At 41.6% G+C, this 20213-nt stretch carries 24 protein-coding genes and 1 tRNA gene; 20 read left to right on the top strand and 5 right to left on the bottom strand.

Features of this window, described 5'->3' with window-relative positions; all coding sequences use genetic code 11:
- Position 1 precedes the first annotated feature (1 nt).
- Positions 2–1471 (top strand): adenosylcobinamide amidohydrolase, encoded by a 1470-nt coding sequence (locus LCM09_RS05925; protein ID WP_224879531.1) that lies wholly within the window; start codon positions 2–4, stop codon positions 1469–1471.
- A gap of 133 nt (positions 1472–1604) precedes the next feature.
- Here the strand turns inward: LCM09_RS05925 and map are convergent, their stop codons facing one another.
- Positions 1605–2360 (bottom strand): type I methionyl aminopeptidase, encoded by a 756-nt coding sequence (map, locus tag LCM09_RS05920; protein ID WP_224879529.1) that lies wholly within the window; start codon positions 2358–2360, stop codon positions 1605–1607.
- Positions 2361–2690: 330 nt separating this feature from the next.
- Here map and LCM09_RS05915 point away from each other — a divergent pair, with 330 nt between their 5' ends.
- The 16 genes from LCM09_RS05915 (at position 2691) to LCM09_RS05840 (ending at position 16272) form a co-directional block, all read left to right on the top strand.
- Positions 2691–3872, top strand: a complete 1182-nt coding sequence (locus tag LCM09_RS05915) for an ATP phosphoribosyltransferase regulatory subunit (RefSeq protein ID WP_224879527.1) — start codon at positions 2691–2693, stop codon at positions 3870–3872.
- Positions 3872–4513, top strand: coding sequence for an ATP phosphoribosyltransferase (gene hisG, locus LCM09_RS05910; RefSeq protein ID WP_224879525.1), 642 nt, complete (start codon positions 3872–3874; stop codon positions 4511–4513). The genes LCM09_RS05915 and hisG overlap by 1 nt, the downstream gene beginning before the upstream one ends.
- Positions 4500–5771: a histidinol dehydrogenase gene (hisD, locus tag LCM09_RS05905; protein WP_224879523.1), complete on the top strand. Its 1272-nt coding sequence runs from the start codon at positions 4500–4502 to the stop codon at positions 5769–5771. Before hisG ends, hisD begins: the two co-directional genes overlap by 14 nt.
- The gene (gene hisB, locus LCM09_RS05900) at positions 5771–6364 is read left to right on the top strand and encodes an imidazoleglycerol-phosphate dehydratase HisB (protein WP_224879521.1); all 594 of its coding nucleotides are present in this window, start codon (positions 5771–5773) and stop codon (positions 6362–6364) included. The genes hisD and hisB overlap by 1 nt, the downstream gene beginning before the upstream one ends.
- Positions 6364–6999: an imidazole glycerol phosphate synthase subunit HisH gene (hisH, locus tag LCM09_RS05895; RefSeq protein WP_224879519.1), complete on the top strand. Its 636-nt coding sequence runs from the start codon at positions 6364–6366 to the stop codon at positions 6997–6999. The genes hisB and hisH overlap by 1 nt, the downstream gene beginning before the upstream one ends.
- Positions 6989–7720, top strand: a complete 732-nt coding sequence (hisA, locus tag LCM09_RS05890; RefSeq protein WP_224879516.1) for a 1-(5-phosphoribosyl)-5-[(5-phosphoribosylamino)methylideneamino]imidazole-4-carboxamide isomerase — start codon at positions 6989–6991, stop codon at positions 7718–7720. The genes hisH and hisA overlap by 11 nt, the downstream gene beginning before the upstream one ends.
- A gap of 2 nt (positions 7721–7722) precedes the next feature.
- Positions 7723–8481, top strand: a complete 759-nt coding sequence (hisF, locus tag LCM09_RS05885; RefSeq protein WP_224879514.1) for an imidazole glycerol phosphate synthase subunit HisF — start codon at positions 7723–7725, stop codon at positions 8479–8481.
- Entirely contained in the window at positions 8478–9104 is a 627-nt protein-coding gene (gene hisIE / locus LCM09_RS05880) for a bifunctional phosphoribosyl-AMP cyclohydrolase/phosphoribosyl-ATP diphosphatase HisIE (protein WP_224879512.1), read from the top strand. Before hisF ends, hisIE begins: the two co-directional genes overlap by 4 nt.
- 61 nt (positions 9105–9165) lie before the next feature.
- Positions 9166–9303, top strand: a complete 138-nt coding sequence (locus LCM09_RS05875) for a hypothetical protein (protein ID WP_224879510.1) — start codon at positions 9166–9168, stop codon at positions 9301–9303.
- 180 nt (positions 9304–9483) lie between these two features.
- Entirely contained in the window at positions 9484–11079 is a 1596-nt protein-coding gene (locus LCM09_RS05870) for a tetratricopeptide repeat protein (protein WP_224879508.1), read from the top strand.
- A 106-nt stretch (positions 11080–11185) separates the two neighbouring features.
- Positions 11186–12136 (top strand): thioredoxin-disulfide reductase, encoded by a 951-nt coding sequence (trxB, locus tag LCM09_RS05865; protein ID WP_224879506.1) that lies wholly within the window; start codon positions 11186–11188, stop codon positions 12134–12136.
- Positions 12137–12413: 277 nt separating this feature from the next.
- Positions 12414–12887 carry an 8-oxo-dGTP diphosphatase gene (locus tag LCM09_RS05860; protein WP_224879504.1) on the top strand — a complete coding sequence of 158 codons (474 nt, stop codon included), beginning with the start codon at positions 12414–12416 and terminating at the stop codon, positions 12885–12887.
- A 52-nt stretch (positions 12888–12939) separates the two neighbouring features.
- Positions 12940–13830, top strand: a complete 891-nt coding sequence (rapZ, locus tag LCM09_RS05855) for an RNase adapter RapZ (RefSeq protein ID WP_224879502.1) — start codon at positions 12940–12942, stop codon at positions 13828–13830.
- A gap of 1 nt (position 13831) precedes the next feature.
- A complete protein-coding gene (locus tag LCM09_RS05850) occupies positions 13832–14797 on the top strand; it encodes a gluconeogenesis factor YvcK family protein (RefSeq protein ID WP_224879501.1) in 966 nt (321 codons plus the stop codon).
- 45 nt (positions 14798–14842) lie between these two features.
- Complete coding sequence (gene whiA / locus LCM09_RS05845) at positions 14843–15784, top strand: DNA-binding protein WhiA (RefSeq protein WP_224879499.1); 942 nt, start codon at positions 14843–14845, stop codon at positions 15782–15784.
- Between the two features lie 233 nt (positions 15785–16017).
- Entirely contained in the window at positions 16018–16272 is a 255-nt protein-coding gene (locus tag LCM09_RS05840; protein WP_224879497.1) for an HPr family phosphocarrier protein, read from the top strand.
- 36 nt (positions 16273–16308) lie between these two features.
- Here LCM09_RS05840 and clpP read toward each other — a convergent pair whose 3' ends face one another.
- The 3 genes from clpP to LCM09_RS05825 form a co-directional block, all read right to left on the bottom strand.
- Positions 16309–16893 (bottom strand): ATP-dependent Clp endopeptidase proteolytic subunit ClpP, encoded by a 585-nt coding sequence (clpP, locus tag LCM09_RS05835; protein WP_224879495.1) that lies wholly within the window; start codon positions 16891–16893, stop codon positions 16309–16311.
- Between the two features lie 165 nt (positions 16894–17058).
- Positions 17059–17445, bottom strand: coding sequence for a YhjD family protein (locus tag LCM09_RS05830; RefSeq protein WP_224879493.1), 387 nt, complete (start codon positions 17443–17445; stop codon positions 17059–17061).
- 140 nt (positions 17446–17585) lie between these two features.
- A tRNA-Arg gene (locus tag LCM09_RS05825) sits at positions 17586–17664 on the bottom strand.
- Between the two features lie 113 nt (positions 17665–17777).
- On the opposite strand from LCM09_RS05825, the gene LCM09_RS05820 reads away from it, so the two are divergent.
- Positions 17778–18044 (top strand): atypical membrane-integrating protein (Mistic protein), encoded by a 267-nt coding sequence (locus LCM09_RS05820; protein WP_224879491.1) that lies wholly within the window; start codon positions 17778–17780, stop codon positions 18042–18044.
- A gap of 25 nt (positions 18045–18069) precedes the next feature.
- On the opposite strand, the gene LCM09_RS05815 is transcribed toward LCM09_RS05820, so the two are convergent.
- Complete coding sequence (locus LCM09_RS05815; protein ID WP_224879489.1) at positions 18070–18357, bottom strand: hypothetical protein; 288 nt, start codon at positions 18355–18357, stop codon at positions 18070–18072.
- A gap of 189 nt (positions 18358–18546) precedes the next feature.
- Here LCM09_RS05815 and rpoN point away from each other — a divergent pair, with 189 nt between their 5' ends.
- Both rpoN and LCM09_RS05805 read left to right on the top strand, forming a co-directional pair.
- Positions 18547–19836: an RNA polymerase factor sigma-54 gene (rpoN, locus tag LCM09_RS05810; protein ID WP_224879487.1), complete on the top strand. Its 1290-nt coding sequence runs from the start codon at positions 18547–18549 to the stop codon at positions 19834–19836.
- Between the two features lie 76 nt (positions 19837–19912).
- Positions 19913–20149 (top strand): glutaredoxin family protein, encoded by a 237-nt coding sequence (locus LCM09_RS05805; RefSeq protein ID WP_224879485.1) that lies wholly within the window; start codon positions 19913–19915, stop codon positions 20147–20149.
- The last annotated feature ends 64 nt before the right edge of the window (positions 20150–20213 follow it).

Here is a 20213-nt window from a genome sequence, read left to right as displayed (position 1 = left end):
TATGTTAAGCGTGAATCACGTAACAGGTGGATATCCTGGTCATGAAGTACTTCATGATCTTTCATTCGACGTTCAAAAAGGTGAACTGCTAGGAATTGTTGGACCGAACGGGAGTGGCAAAACGACGATATTTAAAGTGATAAGTGGTATTCTTAAAGCGCAATCAGGAGAGGTAACGATTAAGGGAAAATCTATTTCAAAATACTCGGCTAAGCAACTTGCAAAAGTTCTCGCTGTTCTTCCTCAGCATGCTGAACAAGCCTTTCCATATACAGTGAAAGAAACCGTCTCACTTGGACGCTATGCGCATCATACAGGCTGGTTCCAAATGTGGAGTGAACATGATGAAGCTGTGGTCCAAAAGACGATGGAGCAGACTGGAATTAAAGCGTTTCAAGACAACTATGTGAATGAACTTTCTGGCGGTGAACGTCAGCGAGTGTTCCTTGCTCAAGCGCTTGCTCAAGAGCCAGAAATCTTGCTGCTCGATGAACCGACGAATCACCTTGACCTTTCCTATCAAAAAGAACTGCTCGATTTATTGAAAAAATGGACGCGTGAACAAGGTCTTACAGTCATCTCTATCTTTCATGACTTAAATCTTGCTGGTTTATATTGCGATCGACTCCTTCTTCTTGAAGAAGGGAAGATCAATAAACATAACAAGCCAAACGAGGTGTTAGAAGAAGGGCGTATTCAATCCGTGTATCGGACACACATCGAAAAGCACCCTCATCCGACCGTACCTAAACCTCAAATGCTACTTTTGCCAGAAAAGCGGGCAGAAGATCTGGATGATCTTCTTATTGATAATCGGCTCCTGAAGTATGACGATGATATGATAATGCTTGAAACACCCTTCCCGCTTCGTACAATGTCTTCAGGTGTGGTGGGATCTGGGACAGGCTGGTATAAATCATTCGTTAACCGTCGCGTTTCAAAAAATTACAGCTGTCTGAACCATCGAGAAGAAATGAGGGCATATTTAAGAAAACGTGGTATCGATCCTTTTGAAACTGTTGGGATGATGACTGCTGTTTGTCTTGAAGATGTTTCGTATCGGTTGATCGAAGAAGATGATGTTTCTGTATTTATCGTTGTGACCGCTGGAATAGGGAATGCAGTAGATGCTTCGAGAAGTGCAGAACATGTTTATGCACCACTGCCAGGGACGATCAACACGTGGGTGTTTGTGAATGGCTCTCTTACAGACGAAGCGTTCATACAAAGTATCATGACTGCAACTGAATCCAAAGTAAAGGTTCTGCACGATCATGATGTGAAAGATTCGGTAACAGGTTCTTATGCTACCGGAACACCGACAGACAGCATTTTGATTGCCTCTAGCCAAAGAGGTAAACACCTACCCTACGCCGGGACGATTACGACATTAGGAAAGCTCATTAGTCAGGGCGTTTACACATGTACATCTGAAGCACTTAAGAACTATCGAGAAAGAATGTCGGTATGATCGTCAATTGCTTTGTAGCGTTGAGTGTGAAATAAATCTAATAAATAAGAGGGACGCACCTTAAACAAAACAGTGCCGGATTGGCGCTATGATTTGTTTTAAGGTGCGTCCCTTTTGATGATGATTCAGTTTGTTATTCGTCGTCCTGACTAGTGAGGATAACTGGCCCTTCTGACGTAATCGCAATGGTATGCTCATATTGCGCAGATAGAGAGCCATCCATTGTACGAGCAGTCCAGCCGTCTTCGTCGATTTTACTGTAAGGAACGCCAGTGTTAAGCATTGGCTCAATCGTGATGACCATGCCTTCTTTCAAACGAATGCCCGTTCCAGGTTGACCGAAATGTGGAATCATCGGTTCTTCGTGAAGTGTTGGTCCAATTCCGTGTCCAGTAAAGTCACGAACGACTGCAAAGCCTTCTCCTTCAGCATATTGTTGAATAGCGTGGCCGATGTCACCGATTCGATTTCCGATTACCGCCTGTTCTATCCCAACATAGAGAGACTTCTTCGTTGTATCGAGAAGCAGCTGTTTTTCGTCAGAAACCTTACCTACAGCATATGACCATGCTGAGTCAGCTAGTGCACCATTTAAATTAACGACCATGTCGACCGTAACGATATCGCCTTCTTCAAGTTTCTTGTCGTTAGGAAATCCATGACAGATCACATCATTAACGGATGCACATGTAGCGAATGGGTAATCTTGATAGCCTTTTTGTTCCGGTGTCGCACCGTGTTCCTCAAGAAAGTCTTCTACGAATGAATCAAGCTGTAAGGTTGTAACTCCCGGCTTGATCAAAGCTCGAAGCTCTTTGTGGCAGGCCGCAAGAAGTTCCCCGGCTTCTTTCATGAGCTGAATTTCTCGGTTTGTTTTTCGTTGTATCATGTTTTCGCCTACTTTCTGCGGTTTACTTATTACGATATGTGTTTCCCTTCGTTACTGTAACAAAAATACCCGCACATTGCAGGCTTTTCGCCTAAAGTAGGTAAAATTCTATCCTCTCTTCAATAGAATAACCAATTTCTATTATAGATTTCCTTTATCAGAAGGAAACCCTTCGTTCATGTTCATTGTTGTGTAAAATTCAGATTAGAGAAAATCGTTATAGGGAAGTCTTTTCATATATGTTGACGTTGAATAGTTAGAGATGTAAACTACAATTAACTTCATCTTGTTAGTATGTTAGCGAACTAAAGTATAAGCGGGGTGCAATTGATGACAGTACCATTTGTTTTTGAAAAGCCACTCGGTATGCGTGATACGCTACCGGTATTATATGACCTAAAAACAAACATCAGACAAAGAATTCAAGGCGTTACGGAAACATGGGGTTACCGTTTTATGAATACCCCTACTTTAGAATATTATGAAACCGTTGGAGATGCTTCGGCTATTCTCGATCAGCAATTGTTCAAACTCCTTGATCAACGTGGTAAAACTCTTGTATTACGGCCTGATATGACAGCGCCAATCGCGAGGGTTGCTGCATCTAGTTTAAAGCATGAACCTTTTCCACTTAGACTTGCATATGATTCGAATGTGTTTAGAGCCCAGGAGGATGAAGGTGGAAAACCTGCTGAGTTTGAACAAATCGGTGTTGAATTGATAGGTGACGGAACAACAAGTGCTGATGCTGAAGTTATTGCATTGATGGCTGAAGTTTTGAACAAAGCAGGACTAGAGGAATACCAGATTGCGATCGGCCACGTAGGTTTTATTCAAGAGCTCTTTCTGTCGATCGTAGGAAATGAAGAGCGTGCTGCAACGCTAAGACGATTCTTATATGAAAAAAACTATGTAGGGTATCGCCGACATGTGAGAGAAATGGCGCTTTCAAGTATCGATCAAAAACGACTGATGGCACTTCTTACTTTACGAGGGGATGGCTCGAAGCTATCTGAGGCGATCGAACTCCTTCCAACTGATAAAGGGGAGAAGGTGCTAAGCGACCTTCGTACACTTTTAGATACGTTAGACTCTTACGGTGTCGCTCATCGAGTGAAGTTTGACTTCACTCTCGTCAGCCATATGAGCTATTATACAGGCGTTGTTTTTGAAGGGTATGCAAATAACCTTGGTGTGCCTCTCAGCAATGGGGGACGTTACGATGAGTTGTTATCTCGTTTTAATCGTCCAGCTCAAGCAACTGGGTTTGGAATAAGACTTGATCATCTTACTGAAGCACTGAACCCTAAGCGAGAAGAATTGCTTCCGGCAGCAATTATCTTTAGTCCGGAAAGAAAAAAAGAAGCGATTCAACAAGCTACAGAAAGACGTTCGAAGGGTGAAAAAGTCGTCATGCAAGAATTAAGCGGCATAAAAGACCTCGATGCATATTCTGAAGGATTTGAAGATGTCGTTTATATGATCGGTAAGAACGGAAGGGGGACGATGTAATGCTAACGATGGCGATGCCAAAGGGACGAATCTTCGAAGAAGCAGTTGGCTTACTTCGTAAAGCTGGTTACAGATTACCCCCTGAATTTGATGATTCTAGAAAGCTAATCCTTGAAATAGAAGAAGAGAATTTGCGTTTTATACTGGCGAAACCGATGGATGTTCCGACATACGTTGAACATGGTGTTGCAGATGTAGGAATCGCCGGTAAGGACGTTATGCTTGAAGAAGAGAGAAATGTCTACGAAGTGTTAGATTTGAAAATTAGCGGTTGTTACCTCGCTGTTGCTGGCATTACGGACAAGCCTCTAACGGGTGTAGCACCAAAAATCGCTACGAAATATCCGAATGTTGCATCCAATTATTTTAGAGAACAGGGTGAGCAAGTAGAGATCATTAAGCTAAACGGATCGATTGAACTTGCTCCTCTTATCGGGCTAGCTGATCGAATTGTAGATATTGTATCGACAGGAAGGACATTGAAAGAGAACGGCCTCATGGAAACCGCATTTATTGAGCCGATCACATCACGTTTTATCGTTAACCCTGTTAGTTATCGGACGAAGGATCGGGTGATCGATGATATGGTAGAACGCTTGTCGGCTGTTGTTGAAGGAGTAGATGACTATGAAGATCGTTAATATGAATGAAGGTGTTTCGATAAAACGTTCGATCGAAGAAGGAACGGATGAACAGCGCGAGGCTGTTCTATCGATACTCAACCAGGTGAAAACAAACGGCGATCAAGCCGTTTCAACGTTTACGAAAACATTTGATGGAGCAGATTTGCACGATTTTCGTGTTTCTACTGATGAAATAAACGAAGCTTACAATGAGGTGTCCGATGACATCGTCTCCGTTATTAGACAAGCAGCTATTAATATCAAAACATTCCATGAACAACAGCGCCGTCAGTCGTGGTTCACAACATCAGAAGACGGTAGTATGTTAGGGCAAAAAGTAACGCCGTTAGATTCTGTTGGCGTGTATGTCCCTGGAGGAAAAGCAGCGTATCCTTCATCAGTTTTGATGAATGTGATCCCGGCTTCTGCTGCAGGCGTAGAACGAATTGCAATGGTTACTCCTCCTGATGCAGATGGCAAAGTGCCAGCAGGCGTATTAGTAGCCGCAAATGAAGTAGGTGTAACAGAAATCTTCAAAGTAGGTGGAGCACAAGCGGTAGCTGCACTTGCTTATGGAACAGAGACGATTCAAGCTGTTGATAAAATCGTAGGTCCAGGAAACATCTACGTTGCGCTCGCAAAGCGAGAAGTGTTTGGTCTCGTTGATATCGATATGATTGCAGGACCGAGTGAAATCGTTGTCCTTGCTGATGATAGCGCAAAAGCTTCCTATGTCGCTGCAGATTTATTGTCACAAGCTGAGCATGATGAGCGCGCTAGTGCAGTACTCGTAACGAATTCAATGATACTAGCGGAATCTGTTCAACAAGAAGTAAGCGAGCAGCTCGAGCAGCTACCTCGAGCAGATATAGCTTCAAAGTCTATTGAAGACTTTGGTGTAATTTATGTAGTGGAGGATCTTGTGAGTGGAGTTGAAGCGGTGAATGAACTTGCGCCTGAGCACCTTGAAGTACTTGTTCAAAATCCAATGGCGCTGTTAGGCAAGATCCGTCATGCTGGAGCGATTTTCCTAGGACCGTATAGCTCGGAACCTGTTGGTGATTATTTTGCTGGCCCAAACCACGTATTACCGACAAATGGCACCGCACGCTTTTCAAGTCCACTTTCCGTTGACGATTTCATTAAGAAGTCGAGTGTAATCTCGTATAGTAAAGAGGCGTTACAGAAGAACGGAAACAGTATTGCGGCGCTTGCTAAATTGGAAGGCCTAGATGCTCACGCACGAGCGATTGAACTTCGATTGGAGGACATGTGATGACTGAGGAAAGAACGTATTCAATTTCAAGGGAGACTTCTGAAACGTCTATTAATCTTACGTTCGATATAGATGGAGAAGGAAGGTCAGAATTAGAGACAGGAGTTCCTTTTTTAACACATATGCTAGATCTATTTACAAAACACGGGAAATTTGATCTTTCATTAACTGCGAATGGTGATACTGAAATCGATGATCATCACACGACAGAGGATATTGGAATTTGTCTTGGAGAAACGATTCGTCAAGCTTTAGGAACAAAAGAGGGAATTAGAAGATATGGGAATGCATTTGTTCCGATGGACGATGCTCTTGCACAAGTAGTTGTTGATTTAAGTAATCGCCCTCACCTTGAATATCGCGTTGAGTTACCAGCCGATCGCGTTGGCACATTCGATACTGAACTCGTGCATGAATTCCTTTGGAAGCTTGCTCTTGAAGCGCGTATGAATCTTCATGTTATCGTTCACTACGGTCATAATACACACCACATTATTGAAGCGATTTTCAAAGCGCTAGGGCGCGCGTTAGATGAAGCTACACTACTTGACCCGCGTGTGAAAGGCGTTCCATCCACAAAGGGGATGCTGTAATGATCGGCATTATCGACTATGGGATGGGGAATTTATATAGTGTTAGTAAAGCGCTTGAGCGACTTGGGTTCGATTATTTCGTTTCAGAAGATGAAGAAGAGCTAGCAAAAGCTAATGGTTTGTTGCTACCTGGAGTTGGTTCATTTCGAGATGCGATGGCGATCTTGGTTGAGAGTGGTTTAAAAACATTTATCGAAAAAGAAGTTGAGGCAGGAAAACCTTTGCTTGGAATATGTCTTGGAATGCAGCTTCTTTTTGAAGGAAGTGTTGAAAATGGAGAGACGCCTGGCTTTTCATTTTTACCTGGTAAAGTGAAAAAGTTCCCATACAAAGACCAATCGGGTCAAGCTTACAAAATCCCTCATATGGGGTGGAATAAACTGAAGAGACAACAGCCAGGTTCTTTCCTTTTAAATGAAGTATCTGATGAGCATGTGTACTTCGTGCATTCTTACTACGTTGATACAGACAACCGTGATGTTCTCCTCGCAACTTCTGATTATAGCGAAGAAGTTCCAGCAGTAGTTGGAAAAGGAAATGTATTTGGGACACAATTCCATCCTGAGAAAAGCAGTCATGCAGGTCTAACGATTCTAAAAAACTATGCAGAATATGTGGAAAGGAATGACGTATAGAATGACCTTTACCATCTATCCAGCAATCGATATACGCGGAGGGAAATGTGTTCGCCTCCTTCAGGGAGATTATAATCAGGAAACAATTTATGGAGATTCTCCATTTGAAATGGCAAATAAATTTGCAAACGATGGGTCAGAATGGATTCACATGGTAGATCTTGATGGGGCGAAAGAAGGAAAAAGAATCAACGACCATCATGTTCTGAAAGTGGCTCAAGAGCTAGATGCAAAGGTTCAAATTGGCGGTGGAATTCGAACTGAAGAAGATGTTGCTTATTACCTTGATAACGGAGTCGATCGCGTTATTCTAGGAAGCAGTGCGATCTCACATCCGGATTTTGTTAAAAAAATGCTTTCTCGTTATAAAGAGAAGATTGCGATTGGAATCGATGCACGTGACGGATACGTTGCGGTTGAAGGCTGGTTGAAGACATCTGAAATTAAAGCTGTAGACCTTGGCAAGGAGCTTGCTGAACATGGTGCTGAAGTCTTTATTTTCACAGACATTTCAAAGGATGGCACACTTTCAGGTCCTAACGTTGAGGCAATCGCTGAACTAGGTGAGGCTACTGGTAAAGAAGTGATTGCTTCTGGTGGTGTGAGTACTCTTGAGGACATTTCAAACCTTCGCAGCAGAAGTGAATCAATAAGCGGCGCAATTGTAGGAAAAGCCCTCTATACGAACAAATTCACATTAAAACAAGCTCTGGAGGTCTAGACATGTTAACGAAACGGATCATTCCATGCCTCGATGTGAAAGATGGTCGAGTCGTTAAAGGTGTTCAGTTTGTCGGTCTTCGTGATGCGGGTGATCCCGTAGAGCTTGCGAGAGTATATGACAAAGAGGGCGCAGACGAGCTTGTGTTTTTAGATATCTCTGCTTCTCACGAAGGTAGAGAAACGATGGTAGATGTTGTTCGCCAAGTTGCTGCCGAGCTTGCGATCCCATTTACTGTTGGGGGAGGTATCAATAAGTTAGAAGATATGAAGCGTGTGTTGCGCGCAGGTGCTGACAAAGTTTCGATGAACACAGCAGCCGTATTAAGACCTGAATTGATTAGCGAAGGCGCAGATTATTTTGGGACACAGTGTATGGTCGTAGCGATCGATGCAAAGTGGGAGCCTGAATTAAACGCCTGGCGTGTATACACCCATGGCGGTCGCACCCAAACAGAGTGGGATGCAATCGAGTGGGCGAAAAAAGCTCAGGAAATGGGTGCAGGCGAAATCCTACTTACAAGCATGAATGCAGATGGCAGTAAGAAAGGATTTGACCTACCACTTACGAAAGCGATTGGAGAAGCAGTAACGATTCCAATCATTGCTTCAGGAGGAGCTGGATCAGGGGAAGATTTTATAGAGGTCTTCCGCGTGGCCCAAGCAGATGCAGCTCTAGCTGCTTCGATCTTCCATTACAAAGAAACATCAGTGTCTCAAGTGAAAAATCTTCTTAAAGATAATGGGGTGGCGATTCGATGAATTTAGATACGATCACGTTTGATGAGAAAGGACTTGTCCCAGCAATCGTGCAGGATGCAGTAAGCAAAGAAGTGCTCACCCTCGCATATATGAATGAAGAGTCTCTTAAGAAAACGATTGAAACGAAAGAAACATGGTTTTACAGTCGCTCACGTGAAGAGCTCTGGCATAAAGGAGCGACTTCCGGCAATACTCAGGAAGTTGTTGATCTACGGTATGACTGTGACCAGGATGCTGTACTAGCGCTCGTTAAACCCGCTGGTCCTGCTTGCCATAAAGGTGATTACTCCTGCTTTTCCGACTCATTGATGAAGGATGAGGCGAAGCCTGTTGAGAGTCGTTATGAGATCTTGAACACTCTTGAAAGCATTATTGCTAAGCGTCATACAGAGCGACCAGAGGGAGCGTATACAACGTATCTTTTCGGAGAAGGTGTAGACAAGATCCTTAAGAAGGTTGGAGAAGAGGCTTCAGAAGTGATTATTGCTGCAAAGAATAGAGACAAAGAAGAGTTAACGTGGGAGTCTGCTGATCTTCTGTTTCATTTAATGGTGTTACTACGTGAACAAGAGTGTCCTCTTGACGATGTATTGAAGGTTCTCGAAAAGCGACATAATTCATGAAACCTTTTTGATTCTTGATCGTATGTAAACGAAAGACGATTAAGAAGAGGAGAGAGCGGCTATGTTCGTTGGATTCTTATTTGTTGGTCTTGCAATCGGCCTGTTTTTCGGGCATCCAGGGCCAGGAGTTTTACTAGGAATGGGCGTTGGGTTTATCGCTCAGAAGCTAATGGAACGTAAAGAGAATATGTGGAAGTAATAAGAGCAATAAACGTTCGTGAGACTGCTGGAATGATCCGGCAGTCTTTTCGTTTGTCCAAGTCTTTGAAGATTCATTCTTTCATAGATTTTTCCTACACGATTGGAAACAGATGTATGTTATACTTTTGAACGGACATGACTGGTATAGAACTACTTTTAGAAAGTAATGGGGGAAAACATGAGGAAAGAACTTCATGCTTCTTCGGAGATAAAAGGCCGGTTGATTCCGTTCGTGCAGAACGGAGATTATTTTTTTAAGAAGGCAATGCGTGCCTATCAACAGCGGAACCTTGATAAAGCAAGACAGCATCTGGAAAGAGCTGTGAAGCTTGAGCCCGAAGAGGTCGATTATATATGTCAATTGGCGGCGGTCCTTGCAGAAATAGGCGAATATGAAGCATCGAATAATTGGCTGACGTTTGTTCTTGATGATCTTGATCCTGACTTATATGAATGCTATTTCTTCCTAGCAAACAATTATGCTCACATGGGATTGTTTCAACAAGCAGAAAAGCATGCAAATACTTACCTCGCTAATGAGCCTGACGGTGAGTTTCTTGAAGATGCGGAAGAACTTGTAGAACTGATTTCATTTGAGCAAGAAGAAACCGTTCCTGGAGAATTTGGCGAAGAGAGCCTCATTCAGGAACATGAAGAAGCAAGAGGTGCGATTGAATCAGGAAGATTTACAGAAGCAATCGAACTTTTAGAGAATATGACAAGTGTATATACAGAATTTTGGCCTGCCTATAACAATTTGGCACTAGCCTATTTTTATAACGAGCAGTATGACGATGCGATTCAAGTTCTCGATCTTGTGCTCACTAAAAACGAAGGTAATTTAAACGCGGTTTGTAACCTTGCATTATTTTATGATTTCCTTGGACAGCACGTTAAGCGTGATGTGATGGTCGAAAGGCTCAAGAACGTCTACCCGATTCACGTGGACCATCGATACAAACTGGGTAGTACGCTAGGCTTTCTTGATGAGCATAAGTTAGCATACTACTGGTTAAGAAAAGTAGAAGTGACGAGAGCAGAGTGGAATGTTCCTTTCTATCATTGGCTAGCAGTATCTGCTTTTCACCTTGAGCAACCTGAAGCGGCAAAACGCTATTGGGAAAAAATAAAGCAACTTGATGCGACGAGTGAGATTTCAAGTTCTCATCTCGAGGCATTGGATGAAGGTACGTTGACGGTTGACCGTATCAACTATCGTCTTCAAGCACCGAGGGATGTAAGGGATAGTGTGAAGAAGCATGATTATCGTGCGAGAATGACACATTTAATGCTTCTTTATACGAAGAGAGACCCTGCTTGCGCTTCACTTCTCCAATCCTACTGTAAAAGTAAGGATGAACCACTCCTTATTAAAGAGTTATCTGCCTATATCGCATTAACTCTTTCTGGGGAAGAAGTTAGTATTCTAGATGGCGATCACGTTGTCACGATGAAGAGCTACAGTGACTTTCCTGAACATGTAACGGCTGGTATGCGGGTGATCGTTGAGCTTGAACAATCGTATTTATCAGATACAGAATTGCATGAGCTCATTTCTACCGTATGGTTACCTTGCTATGTTAAGCTACAACGAAATAAAGACTTCTTTCAGAATTCAAAAGGAATCGCTGCGGCGATGCTATATATGTGGAAGAAGCTAAACGCGATGGAAGTTTCTCAAACTGAAGTCGCTAAGGTATTTAATATATCTAGTTCAACTGTACATGCTTATCGGAAGAAACTTACGAATCTACTGGCAAAAAGAGATCTGTAAGCAACCTGGTAGACTTTCCTTTTATCATCAGTTATCATACTAGATAAGAAACATTACTTTTTAATAATTAATATAAATAGATTTTAACGTGAGGGAAGTGAAACACATGAGTGAAAAAATATATGATGTCATTATCGTTGGAGCTGGACCTGCTGGAATGACTGCAGCTGTTTATACTTCTCGCGCAAACCTTGACGTTTTGATGATTGAGCGCGGGATTCCAGGTGGACAGATGGCTAATACAGAAGATGTTGAAAACTATCCAGGATTCGATCATATCCTAGGGCCAGACCTTTCAACAAAAATGTTCGAGCACGCTAAGAAATTTGGTGCTCAGTATCAATACGGTGATGTGAAAGAAATCCGTGATGATAAAGACTACAAGACCGTTGTCTCAGGTAACCAGGAATTTCGAGGTAAGGCTGTAATCGTAACGAGCGGTGCAGAATATAAGAAGCTAGGTGTTCCAGGTGAAGCAGAGTATAGTGGCCGTGGTGTTTCTTACTGTGCAGTATGTGATGGAGCATTCTTCAAGAACAAAGAACTAGTCGTTGTAGGTGGCGGAGATTCTGCTGTTGAGGAAGGCGTCTATCTAACTCGCTTTGCTTCAAAAGTAACGATCGTTCACCGTCGAGATCAGCTTCGTGCTCAGAAAATTCTCCAACAGCGTGCGTTTGATAATGAGAAGATCGATTTCATTTGGAACCACACTGTGAAAGAAATCGCAGGAGAGAACGGCAAAGTGAGCAAGACTGTCCTTGTGAATACTGAAACAGGAGAAGAAAGAGACTTTGAAGCAGATGGTGTCTTTATCTATATCGGTATGCTTCCATTGAATCAAGCAGTAAAAGGTTTAAACATTACAAATGAAGAAGGTTATATTGTTACTGATGAACAAATGGCTACAGAAGTGCCAGGAATCTTCGCAGCTGGAGATATTCGTGACAAGATGCTTCGTCAAATTGTAACAGCAACTGGTGATGGTAGTATCGCTGCTCAATCTGTTCAGCACTACATTGAAACCCTAGAAGACGCTAACAAAAAAACACTCGTCTAAGTTCGACAAAATGCGGGTGGTGCCTGTTACGACGAGGCGTAATTAGCTTTTAATTCTGCTGTAACAGCTATGAAACAATGATGGGGTACAATGTAAATAGATTTGACCCCCTTTTAAATAATTACTTTTGGCACGGGCATGTTTTAGCCCGTGCTCTTTTTTTGCTATAATCCACTTACATTGTTCATGCTAAGCAATCATAGTATACTATGATTAGAAATTTAGATGATTGTACGGTTTAATGGGAAAGTCCTGTACAAAAAGATGCCGAATTGAGGTGACAAATGTGCAACGTGTAACAAACTGTATATTATTTGATGAACCTAATAATCGAGTACTACTCCTACAAAAGCCAAGACGTGGTTGGTGGGTTGCACCTGGTGGAAAGATGGAATCAGAAGAATCGATCCGAGATTCGGTGATTAGGGAATTTCGAGAAGAAACTGGTGTTTATTTAAAAGATCCTAAGCTAAAGGGAATCTTTACGTTTATTATTAAAGAGAATGACGTTATTAAATCTGAATGGATGATGTTTACGTTCCTCTCCACTAAATATGATGGAGAGCCCGTTGAGCAATCTGCGGAAGGGAAAGTAGCTTGGATAAACTCAGAGGATGTTAGTGAACTACCGATGGCCCCTGGGGATTACCATATACTTGATTACATGATGAAGGGCCACGGCATTATATATGGAACCTTTACCTACACACCTGACTTCAAATTACTTTCATATCGACTAGATCCTTCGTAATACGTCCAATTGCCATATAATAATCCGAGAAATGAGAAATGGAGTGGGGAGAATGGCCGAACTTATAGATAAACGAATTCATATGGTCATTATTACTGGAATGAGCGGTGCAGGAAAAACGGTTGCGATGCAATGTTTTGAAGATATGGGATATTTCTGTATCGATAATCTACCTCCTGCATTGTTACCGAAATTTGTTGAGATGGTCGAAAACTCCGAAGGAAAATTAGACAAAGTAGCTCTAGTCATGGATTTAAGAGGCGGTGATTTCTTTGAGCATCTGTTAGAAGCAGTAGATTTACTGCGTACGAATGCTCAATTAGACGCTGAAATTCTTTATCTTGATTCTAGTGACTCAGCGCTCGTTAGACGATACAAAGAGACGAGACGATCTCATCCACTCGCTCCGGAAGGACTACCTTTAGAAGGAATAAAAGTAGAGCGTGAGATGCTTGAAGAGCTAAAAGGACGTTCACAGCAAATCATTGATACGAGTGATATTAAACCTGTTCAGCTAAGAGAAAAAATCATGGATCGTTTCTCCTCTAATGAAAAAGAAAATTTTGGTGTGAATGTGATGTCCTTCGGTTTTAAGTACGGAATTCCAATTGACGCTGATCTCGTTTTTGACATTCGTTTCTTACCAAATCCTCATTATGTTGAGCACTTGCGTCCGAAAACAGGAGTAGATGAAGAAGTATCGAACTATGTATTTAAGTGGAAAGAAACTCAGACATTTTTGGATAAGCTGATCGATATGCTGGCTTATATGCTTCCGCAATATAAAAGAGAAGGTAAAAGTCAGCTTGTCATCGGTATCGGATGTACTGGAGGAAAGCATCGATCTGTTGCTTTCGCTGAGCACATCGGACATCATTTTGAATCAGAATATCGAACGAACATAACTCACAGGGATATTGAAAAAGGAAAGGGTCACAAATAATATGACAGACACAAATCTTCCGAAGGTCGTTGTAATTGGTGGAGGGACCGGCCTTTCGGTATTGCTTCGTGGACTTAAGACATTCCCAGTCGATATTACGGCAATCGTCACAGTAGCTGATGATGGGGGGAGCTCTGGTCGCTTACGTGATGAGTTTGATATCCCTCCACCTGGTGATGTGCGAAACGTTATCACTGCACTAGCTGAGGTCGAACCACTGTTAGAGGGCTTAATGCAGCATCGTTTCAAAAATGGTAATGGGTTATCAGGTCATTCGCTCGGAAATCTTATGCTAGCTGCTATGACGGACATTACGGGAGACTTTGTCCAAGGCGTTCGGGAGATGTGTCGCGTTCTTAATGTGCGAGGAAAAGTCCTTCCAGCTTCGAATCAAAGTGTAGTCCTACACGCTGAAATGCGCGATGGAACGTTCGTAAAAGGTGAATCTCAAATTCCGAAAACGAATAAGACGATTAAGAAAGTTTTCCTTTCACCTCCAGGAATAAAAGCTTTGCCAGATTCTTTGGAGGCGATTCGAACCGCTGACTTAATCGTACTTGGACCAGGCAGTCTTTATACGAGCATACTGCCGAACTTACTTGTTCCTGGTATTGCAGATGAAATTAGTCAATCAAATGCTCGTAAAGTGTATGTATGTAATGTGATGACTCAACAAGGTGAAACTGAAAATTATACTGCAAGTGACCATGTGCAGGCACTCATTGATCACATTGACCACAAACTTATTGAAACGATTATTGTAAACAAACAAGTGATTCCACCCTATTACGCAAAGCGTTATGCAAAAGAGCAGGCAGAAGTTGTGCAATATGACGAAAATAGGTTAAAGAGCTTTGGTTTTGAAGTAATCAGTGATAAAATTATTCAATATGATGAGAAGTATGTACGTCACGATGCCATCAAAATATCTTCTATTCTTTTATCTTTATTAGAAAATAAGAAATGATGGCAATGGGTCAATGGACCCCTGCAGGGTAAAGGGGGGATAGCGATGTCATTTGCTGCCGATACAAAGAAAGAATTAACACAGCTCGAAAGTAAACCGTGTTGCTCGAGGTCAGAACTCGCAGCCCTCATCAGGATGAACGGGTCCATATCATTTGGAAACAGACAATTGATCCTTAATATTCCCACTGAACATGCTGCGATTGCAAGAAGAATCTATACGCTTATCAAACGACTATACAATTTTGATGTGGAATTACTTGTGCGTAAGAAGATGCGTCTCAAGAAAAACAATGTCTATATTGTTCGAGTGTCTGCTAAAGCGAGAGATTTACTTGAAGACCTCGGAATTATGGACAATACGTTCATGTTTACGAGAACGATCCCTAATGATTTTACAAAGCGAGCATGTTGCAAACGGGCATATTTAAGAGGTGCCTTTCTCGCAGGCGGATCGATTAATCACCCAGAAACTTCCTACCATCTAGAGATATTTTCGATGTATGAAGAGCATACTGAGTCGTTGTGTAAGCTAATGAATCAGTTCGACCTGAATGCAAAAATGCTTGAGCGAAAAAAAGGATACATCGTCTATATTAAAGAAGGCGAAAAAATCACAGAGTTTTTAAGTGTAGTAGGAGCTCACCAGGCGCTACTGTACTTTGAAGATGTCCGTATTATGAAAGATATGCGAAACTCGGTTAACCGTATAGTAAATTGTGAGACTGCCAATTTAAATAAAACAGTTGGTGCTGCATTCCGACAGGTGGAAAACATCCGATTTATTCAGAATGAAGTTGGATTAGAAATCCTTCCTGATAAATTAAGAGAAATTGCTGAATTAAGAGTTAAGCACCAAGATGTAACCCTAAAGGAACTTGGAGAAATGTTAACTGGGGGAGCGATCAGTAAGTCTGGAATCAATCATAGACTTCGTAAAATCGACCAGTTAGCTGAAAAACTCCGTGCAGGAAAACCAATAACATAAGTGTCAGAAAATAAAAGCCTGCGCAAGTGGTGCGGGCTTGATTTTCTATACGACACCTTGATTCTAACTAACTAATAACTGTTCATGATGTTTATAAGTCAGTTTAAATGGAATCCTGTTAGTAGGATCATAGTAAATGAATAATGAGGACATATACTTATTTTTTTCGTCATTTAAGATAGCGCTTTCTTATAAGGGAATAAAGGATTTAGGAATTAAGGAGGAATGGAAAAGTGGTTCAAAAAGAGGTTGTCGTTACGTTAGATACAGGGTTACAAGCAAGACCTGCCGCGCTTTTTGTACAAGAGGCAAATCGATTTAATTCGGATATCTTTCTTGAAAAAGACGGTAAGAAGGTAAATGCGAAAAGCATTATGGGGATCATGAGTCTAGCAGTAGGCTCTGGCTCGTCTGTGGTGATTACAGTCGATGGAAATGATGAAGAAGACGCTGTTTCTTCTCTCATTCAGTTCATTCAAAAAGATTAAAGAAAAAAGGTTGCCGAAACGGCAACCTTTTTTTATTTATGCTTTTTTCTCCATAACTTCGTCGATCAAGCCGTATTCTTTCGCTTCATTTGCTTCCATGAAACGGTCACGGTCAGTGTCGCGTTCGATCGTGTCTAGAGGTTGACCAGTACGTTCTGCAAGGATCTTGTTAAGCTTCTCGCGCATTTGGATAATACGCTTCGCGTGAATTTCGATATCAGAAGCTTGACCTTGTGTACCACCTAGTGGTTGGTGAATCATAACTTCACTGTTTGGAAGAGCATAACGTTTGCCGGGCTCACCAGCCGCAAGTAGGAATGCTCCCATTGATGCAGCCATTCCGATACAAATTGTAGAAACCTTTGGTTTGATGAACTGCATTGTATCATAGATCGCCATTCCAGCTGTGATTGATCCACCTGGGCTATTGATGTATAGAGAGATATCTTTGTCTGGATCTTCTGCAGCAAGGAAAAGAAGCTGTGCTACGACTGCGTTAGAAACGTTGTCGTCAATTGCCGTTCCAAGCATAATAATGCGGTCCTTTAGAAGACGAGAGTAGATGTCATAAGCTCTTTCACCGCGGTTTGTTTGTTCGATAACCGTTGGAATTAATACCATTAAAAATTCCTCCCTTATATTCATTCAAATATGTAGTTGCTGTAGGTTCATCATACCGAAAAGGTCAATATAGGTCAAATAAAGTGCTGTTCTTTTTAACCATTTATTTTGTAGCTACTTATAAGATGCTTCTACATACCTCCATTTTCCCCGCTAACTATCGTTTTAAACAGAACGAACCTGTCTTTTTTTAAATCGCTGATCAGATAAAAAGTAACCCGCAATCCTTCTCTCGACTAGGTTTCTTATTTGGACTGATGTATACCGATACGTTTGGTTGTATCCGCGACAATATACTGTGTAAATGACGATATCTTTCTTAGTATCTTGAACTGAAGCAGTAATGTGTTGCCTATGGAGAACTGATTTTGCATCCCTAAGGTCTGTTGAAGCTAGAGAAAAAGCCTGATTGATCAGTTCCAAATAAGGGCGTGGTAGCTTCATCTTAGAGTGATTGATCCATGCAGCATCGAGCTCCAGTACCCTTTTGACATAAGGAAGCAATAAATAATCCCGAACAGCACTTGCTTCCTCTTTACTTAATCGGAACATGATCTTCACCGCCTATAAGAACATATGTTTGGTATTACAATACTATGAGACGAATGAGACGTCAAGAACTCCCTCAATCAATTACATTGATAACGCAAAAAGTCCCCTTCCGTATGGAAGAGGACTAACATTTATGTAGTTGGCGCGCCCGGAGGGATTCGAACCCCCGACAGACGTGGTACCGGAAACCACCGCTCTATCCTACTGAGCTACGGGCGCATATGTGAAGTGCAAGGATTATTATACGTGAATGGTTTTTTTTTTGCAAGGTGATTTTTTGGATGAAAGTGACAAACACTAAGGCTATAAACACGCTGAAAGTAGGGGTTTAGTTGAAGGTAAAACGTGAAGAAAGTAAAGCTTTAAGTGATGCGATTGATCATATTACTGAGGGACTTGAGAAGGTCGTTGAACTGTATAATGAATCAGAAGAAGATGAGCCATTGATTCAGTTTGAGCCTATAGTAGTGGAAACCATAGAAAAAGCAAAAAAGGTGTACGGAGATCAGGTCGTTAACAACAAACTGAATAACGTTGTAAAGGAGATGCTAAGTTGGTTGGATCTTGAGGAAGAAAAAGAAGGCAAAAAAAAAGAGTGAACCTTGTCCACTCTTGAAAATGAGATTACTGCTTCTTAACTGGCTTGTCATCTTCTCGGTCAACTGGTTTTTTGCTTGCCCCATTCATCGTATGCTTTATGCCTGAATGCATACCAGAAGCGCATAATCCTAGCCAAAGTCCAATTAAAAAGGCTTTCTTAAAATCCGGGTCAATATAAATATAGCTCATGACGATTCCAACTCCAACTGAAAGCAATGGAAGAAATCTGGCCGGAAAACCAAATACCTTAAAAAGTTGGACAATTCCAATGATGATTGGAAGCAAAGCAATACCATATACAGTTAAATCCATGGTTTTTGCCTCCTTTTCTCTCTCTGTATAACAGTGTATGTCGAATAATAGGGTATTGAGTGGGCATATGGCTCATTTTAATAAAAAGGAGGCACATCACTTCGTAAATGATTGAAAATTCAGGTCATTATCGTTTTCCTCATACCATAAGCTGAATCAATATAGTATGATAAAGGTGGAGGGATTGCGATGGAATTAGGATTAGTACAAAAACAGACAACGCAACTCGTAATGACAACTCAATTGCGTCAGGCTATAGCTATTCTTCAATATTCGACTATAGAGTTGATGGAATATATTAAAGAAGAAGCGCTTGAGAATCCTCTTATTGAACTTCATACGCCGTCATGGGAAGTGGGCATTCATTCGAAAAACGCATTCGGGCGAGAACGCACTGATCCGCTAGACTATGTAGCAGAGCGAGGGAAAAGTTTGAACGACGAGCTTCATGAACAAGTGCGATGTTTGAACCTATCTCATCATCAAGCAAACGTTATCCATTATTTGATAGATAATATAGATGAAACTGGGTATTTACGAACGCGCGATCAAGAGGTTATCTCACAGTTTCAATTGACAGATCATGAATTTAAAGATGCGCTTCATGTTCTCCAATCACTTGAGCCTGGAATTGGTGGCCGCAATTTAGCAGAATGTCTATGTTTACAGATACACTCCACCACACCTATTCATAACCTTGCTCGTAAGCTAGTAACAGAAAATTTGAAAGCGCTAGCACAAAGGAAGTTTCGAGAACTTTCCAAAGAGTATGAGGTGAAACTTGAAGATATACAATTGGCCTCGGATGTTATCGCTACGCTTGATCCAAGGCCGGGTTCAAAGTGGTACACGGAGAAACCACATTACGTTTCCCCGGACATCATCATTCAAGAAATTAACGGGAACTACACGGTTAAGTTACTAGATGATGATCTACCATCTATGAAAATAAGCGATGCATACCAATCGTTCAATAAAGGCGAAGTAGCTCACTATATTAAAGGGAAATACAAGCAAGTCAATTGGCTGATAAAGAGCATTGAACAACGGAAACAAACGCTTCGGTCCATTATGGAGGTATTCATAAGGCGGCAGGTCCACTTTCTTAAAACTGGGCTTAGCGAACTAAAACCATTCACGCTTAAGGAAGTCGCGATTGAGGCAGGTGTCCATGAATCAACAGTCAGTCGAGCAATTAAGAATAAGTACGTTCAAACACCTCAAGGGTTGTTTGCGCTAAAAGACTTATTCACGTCACGCCTAGGTGGAGAAACGGAAAGAGGAACGTCATCCTCTAGTGTGAAGATCTTGATCAAAGAGTTTGTCGAACAAGAAGATAAGAAGAAGCCACTGTCAGATCAGAAAATTGTTGAGGCTCTTCATATACAAAGAGGGATTAAGGTATCGAGACGAACGATCGCAAAGTATCGTGAAGAATTAAGTATACCTGGCTCATCTAGAAGGAAACGTTTTTCATAGCAGCTGCAAACGCAGCTGTTTTTTGCGCTCACTTTTGGTTAAAGGTTAGAATGATGGTAGGAAAGGGGTTTAAGTGATGAGTAAAACGGTAATGTTATACACGAAAGAGACGTGCGCTCTTTGTGATGAAGCTTATGCGATTCTTGAGGATCTTCAAACCGAAGTAGATTTCACGATCGAAACGGTTGATATTTATCAGGACGAAGCATTGCTCGAGAAGTTTATGGTGATGATTCCGGTCGTTGAAGTAGACGGGGAAATCATTGATTATGGTCGAGTTTCAAGGAATAACGTAAGAAAACGCTTACTTTAAAATTTTCAGTATAACATAGTTGCCCATGCAGTTGGCAACTGCTACAATGAAAATTGTAAGACGT

The sequence above is a fragment of the Guptibacillus algicola genome (assembly GCF_020171805.1).
Classification (GTDB): Bacteria; Bacillota; Bacilli; order Bacillales; family Guptibacillaceae; genus Guptibacillus; species Guptibacillus algicola.
The sequence above is the reverse complement of the archived record's forward strand: the minus strand, read 5'-3'. Positions and strand labels throughout refer to the sequence as shown.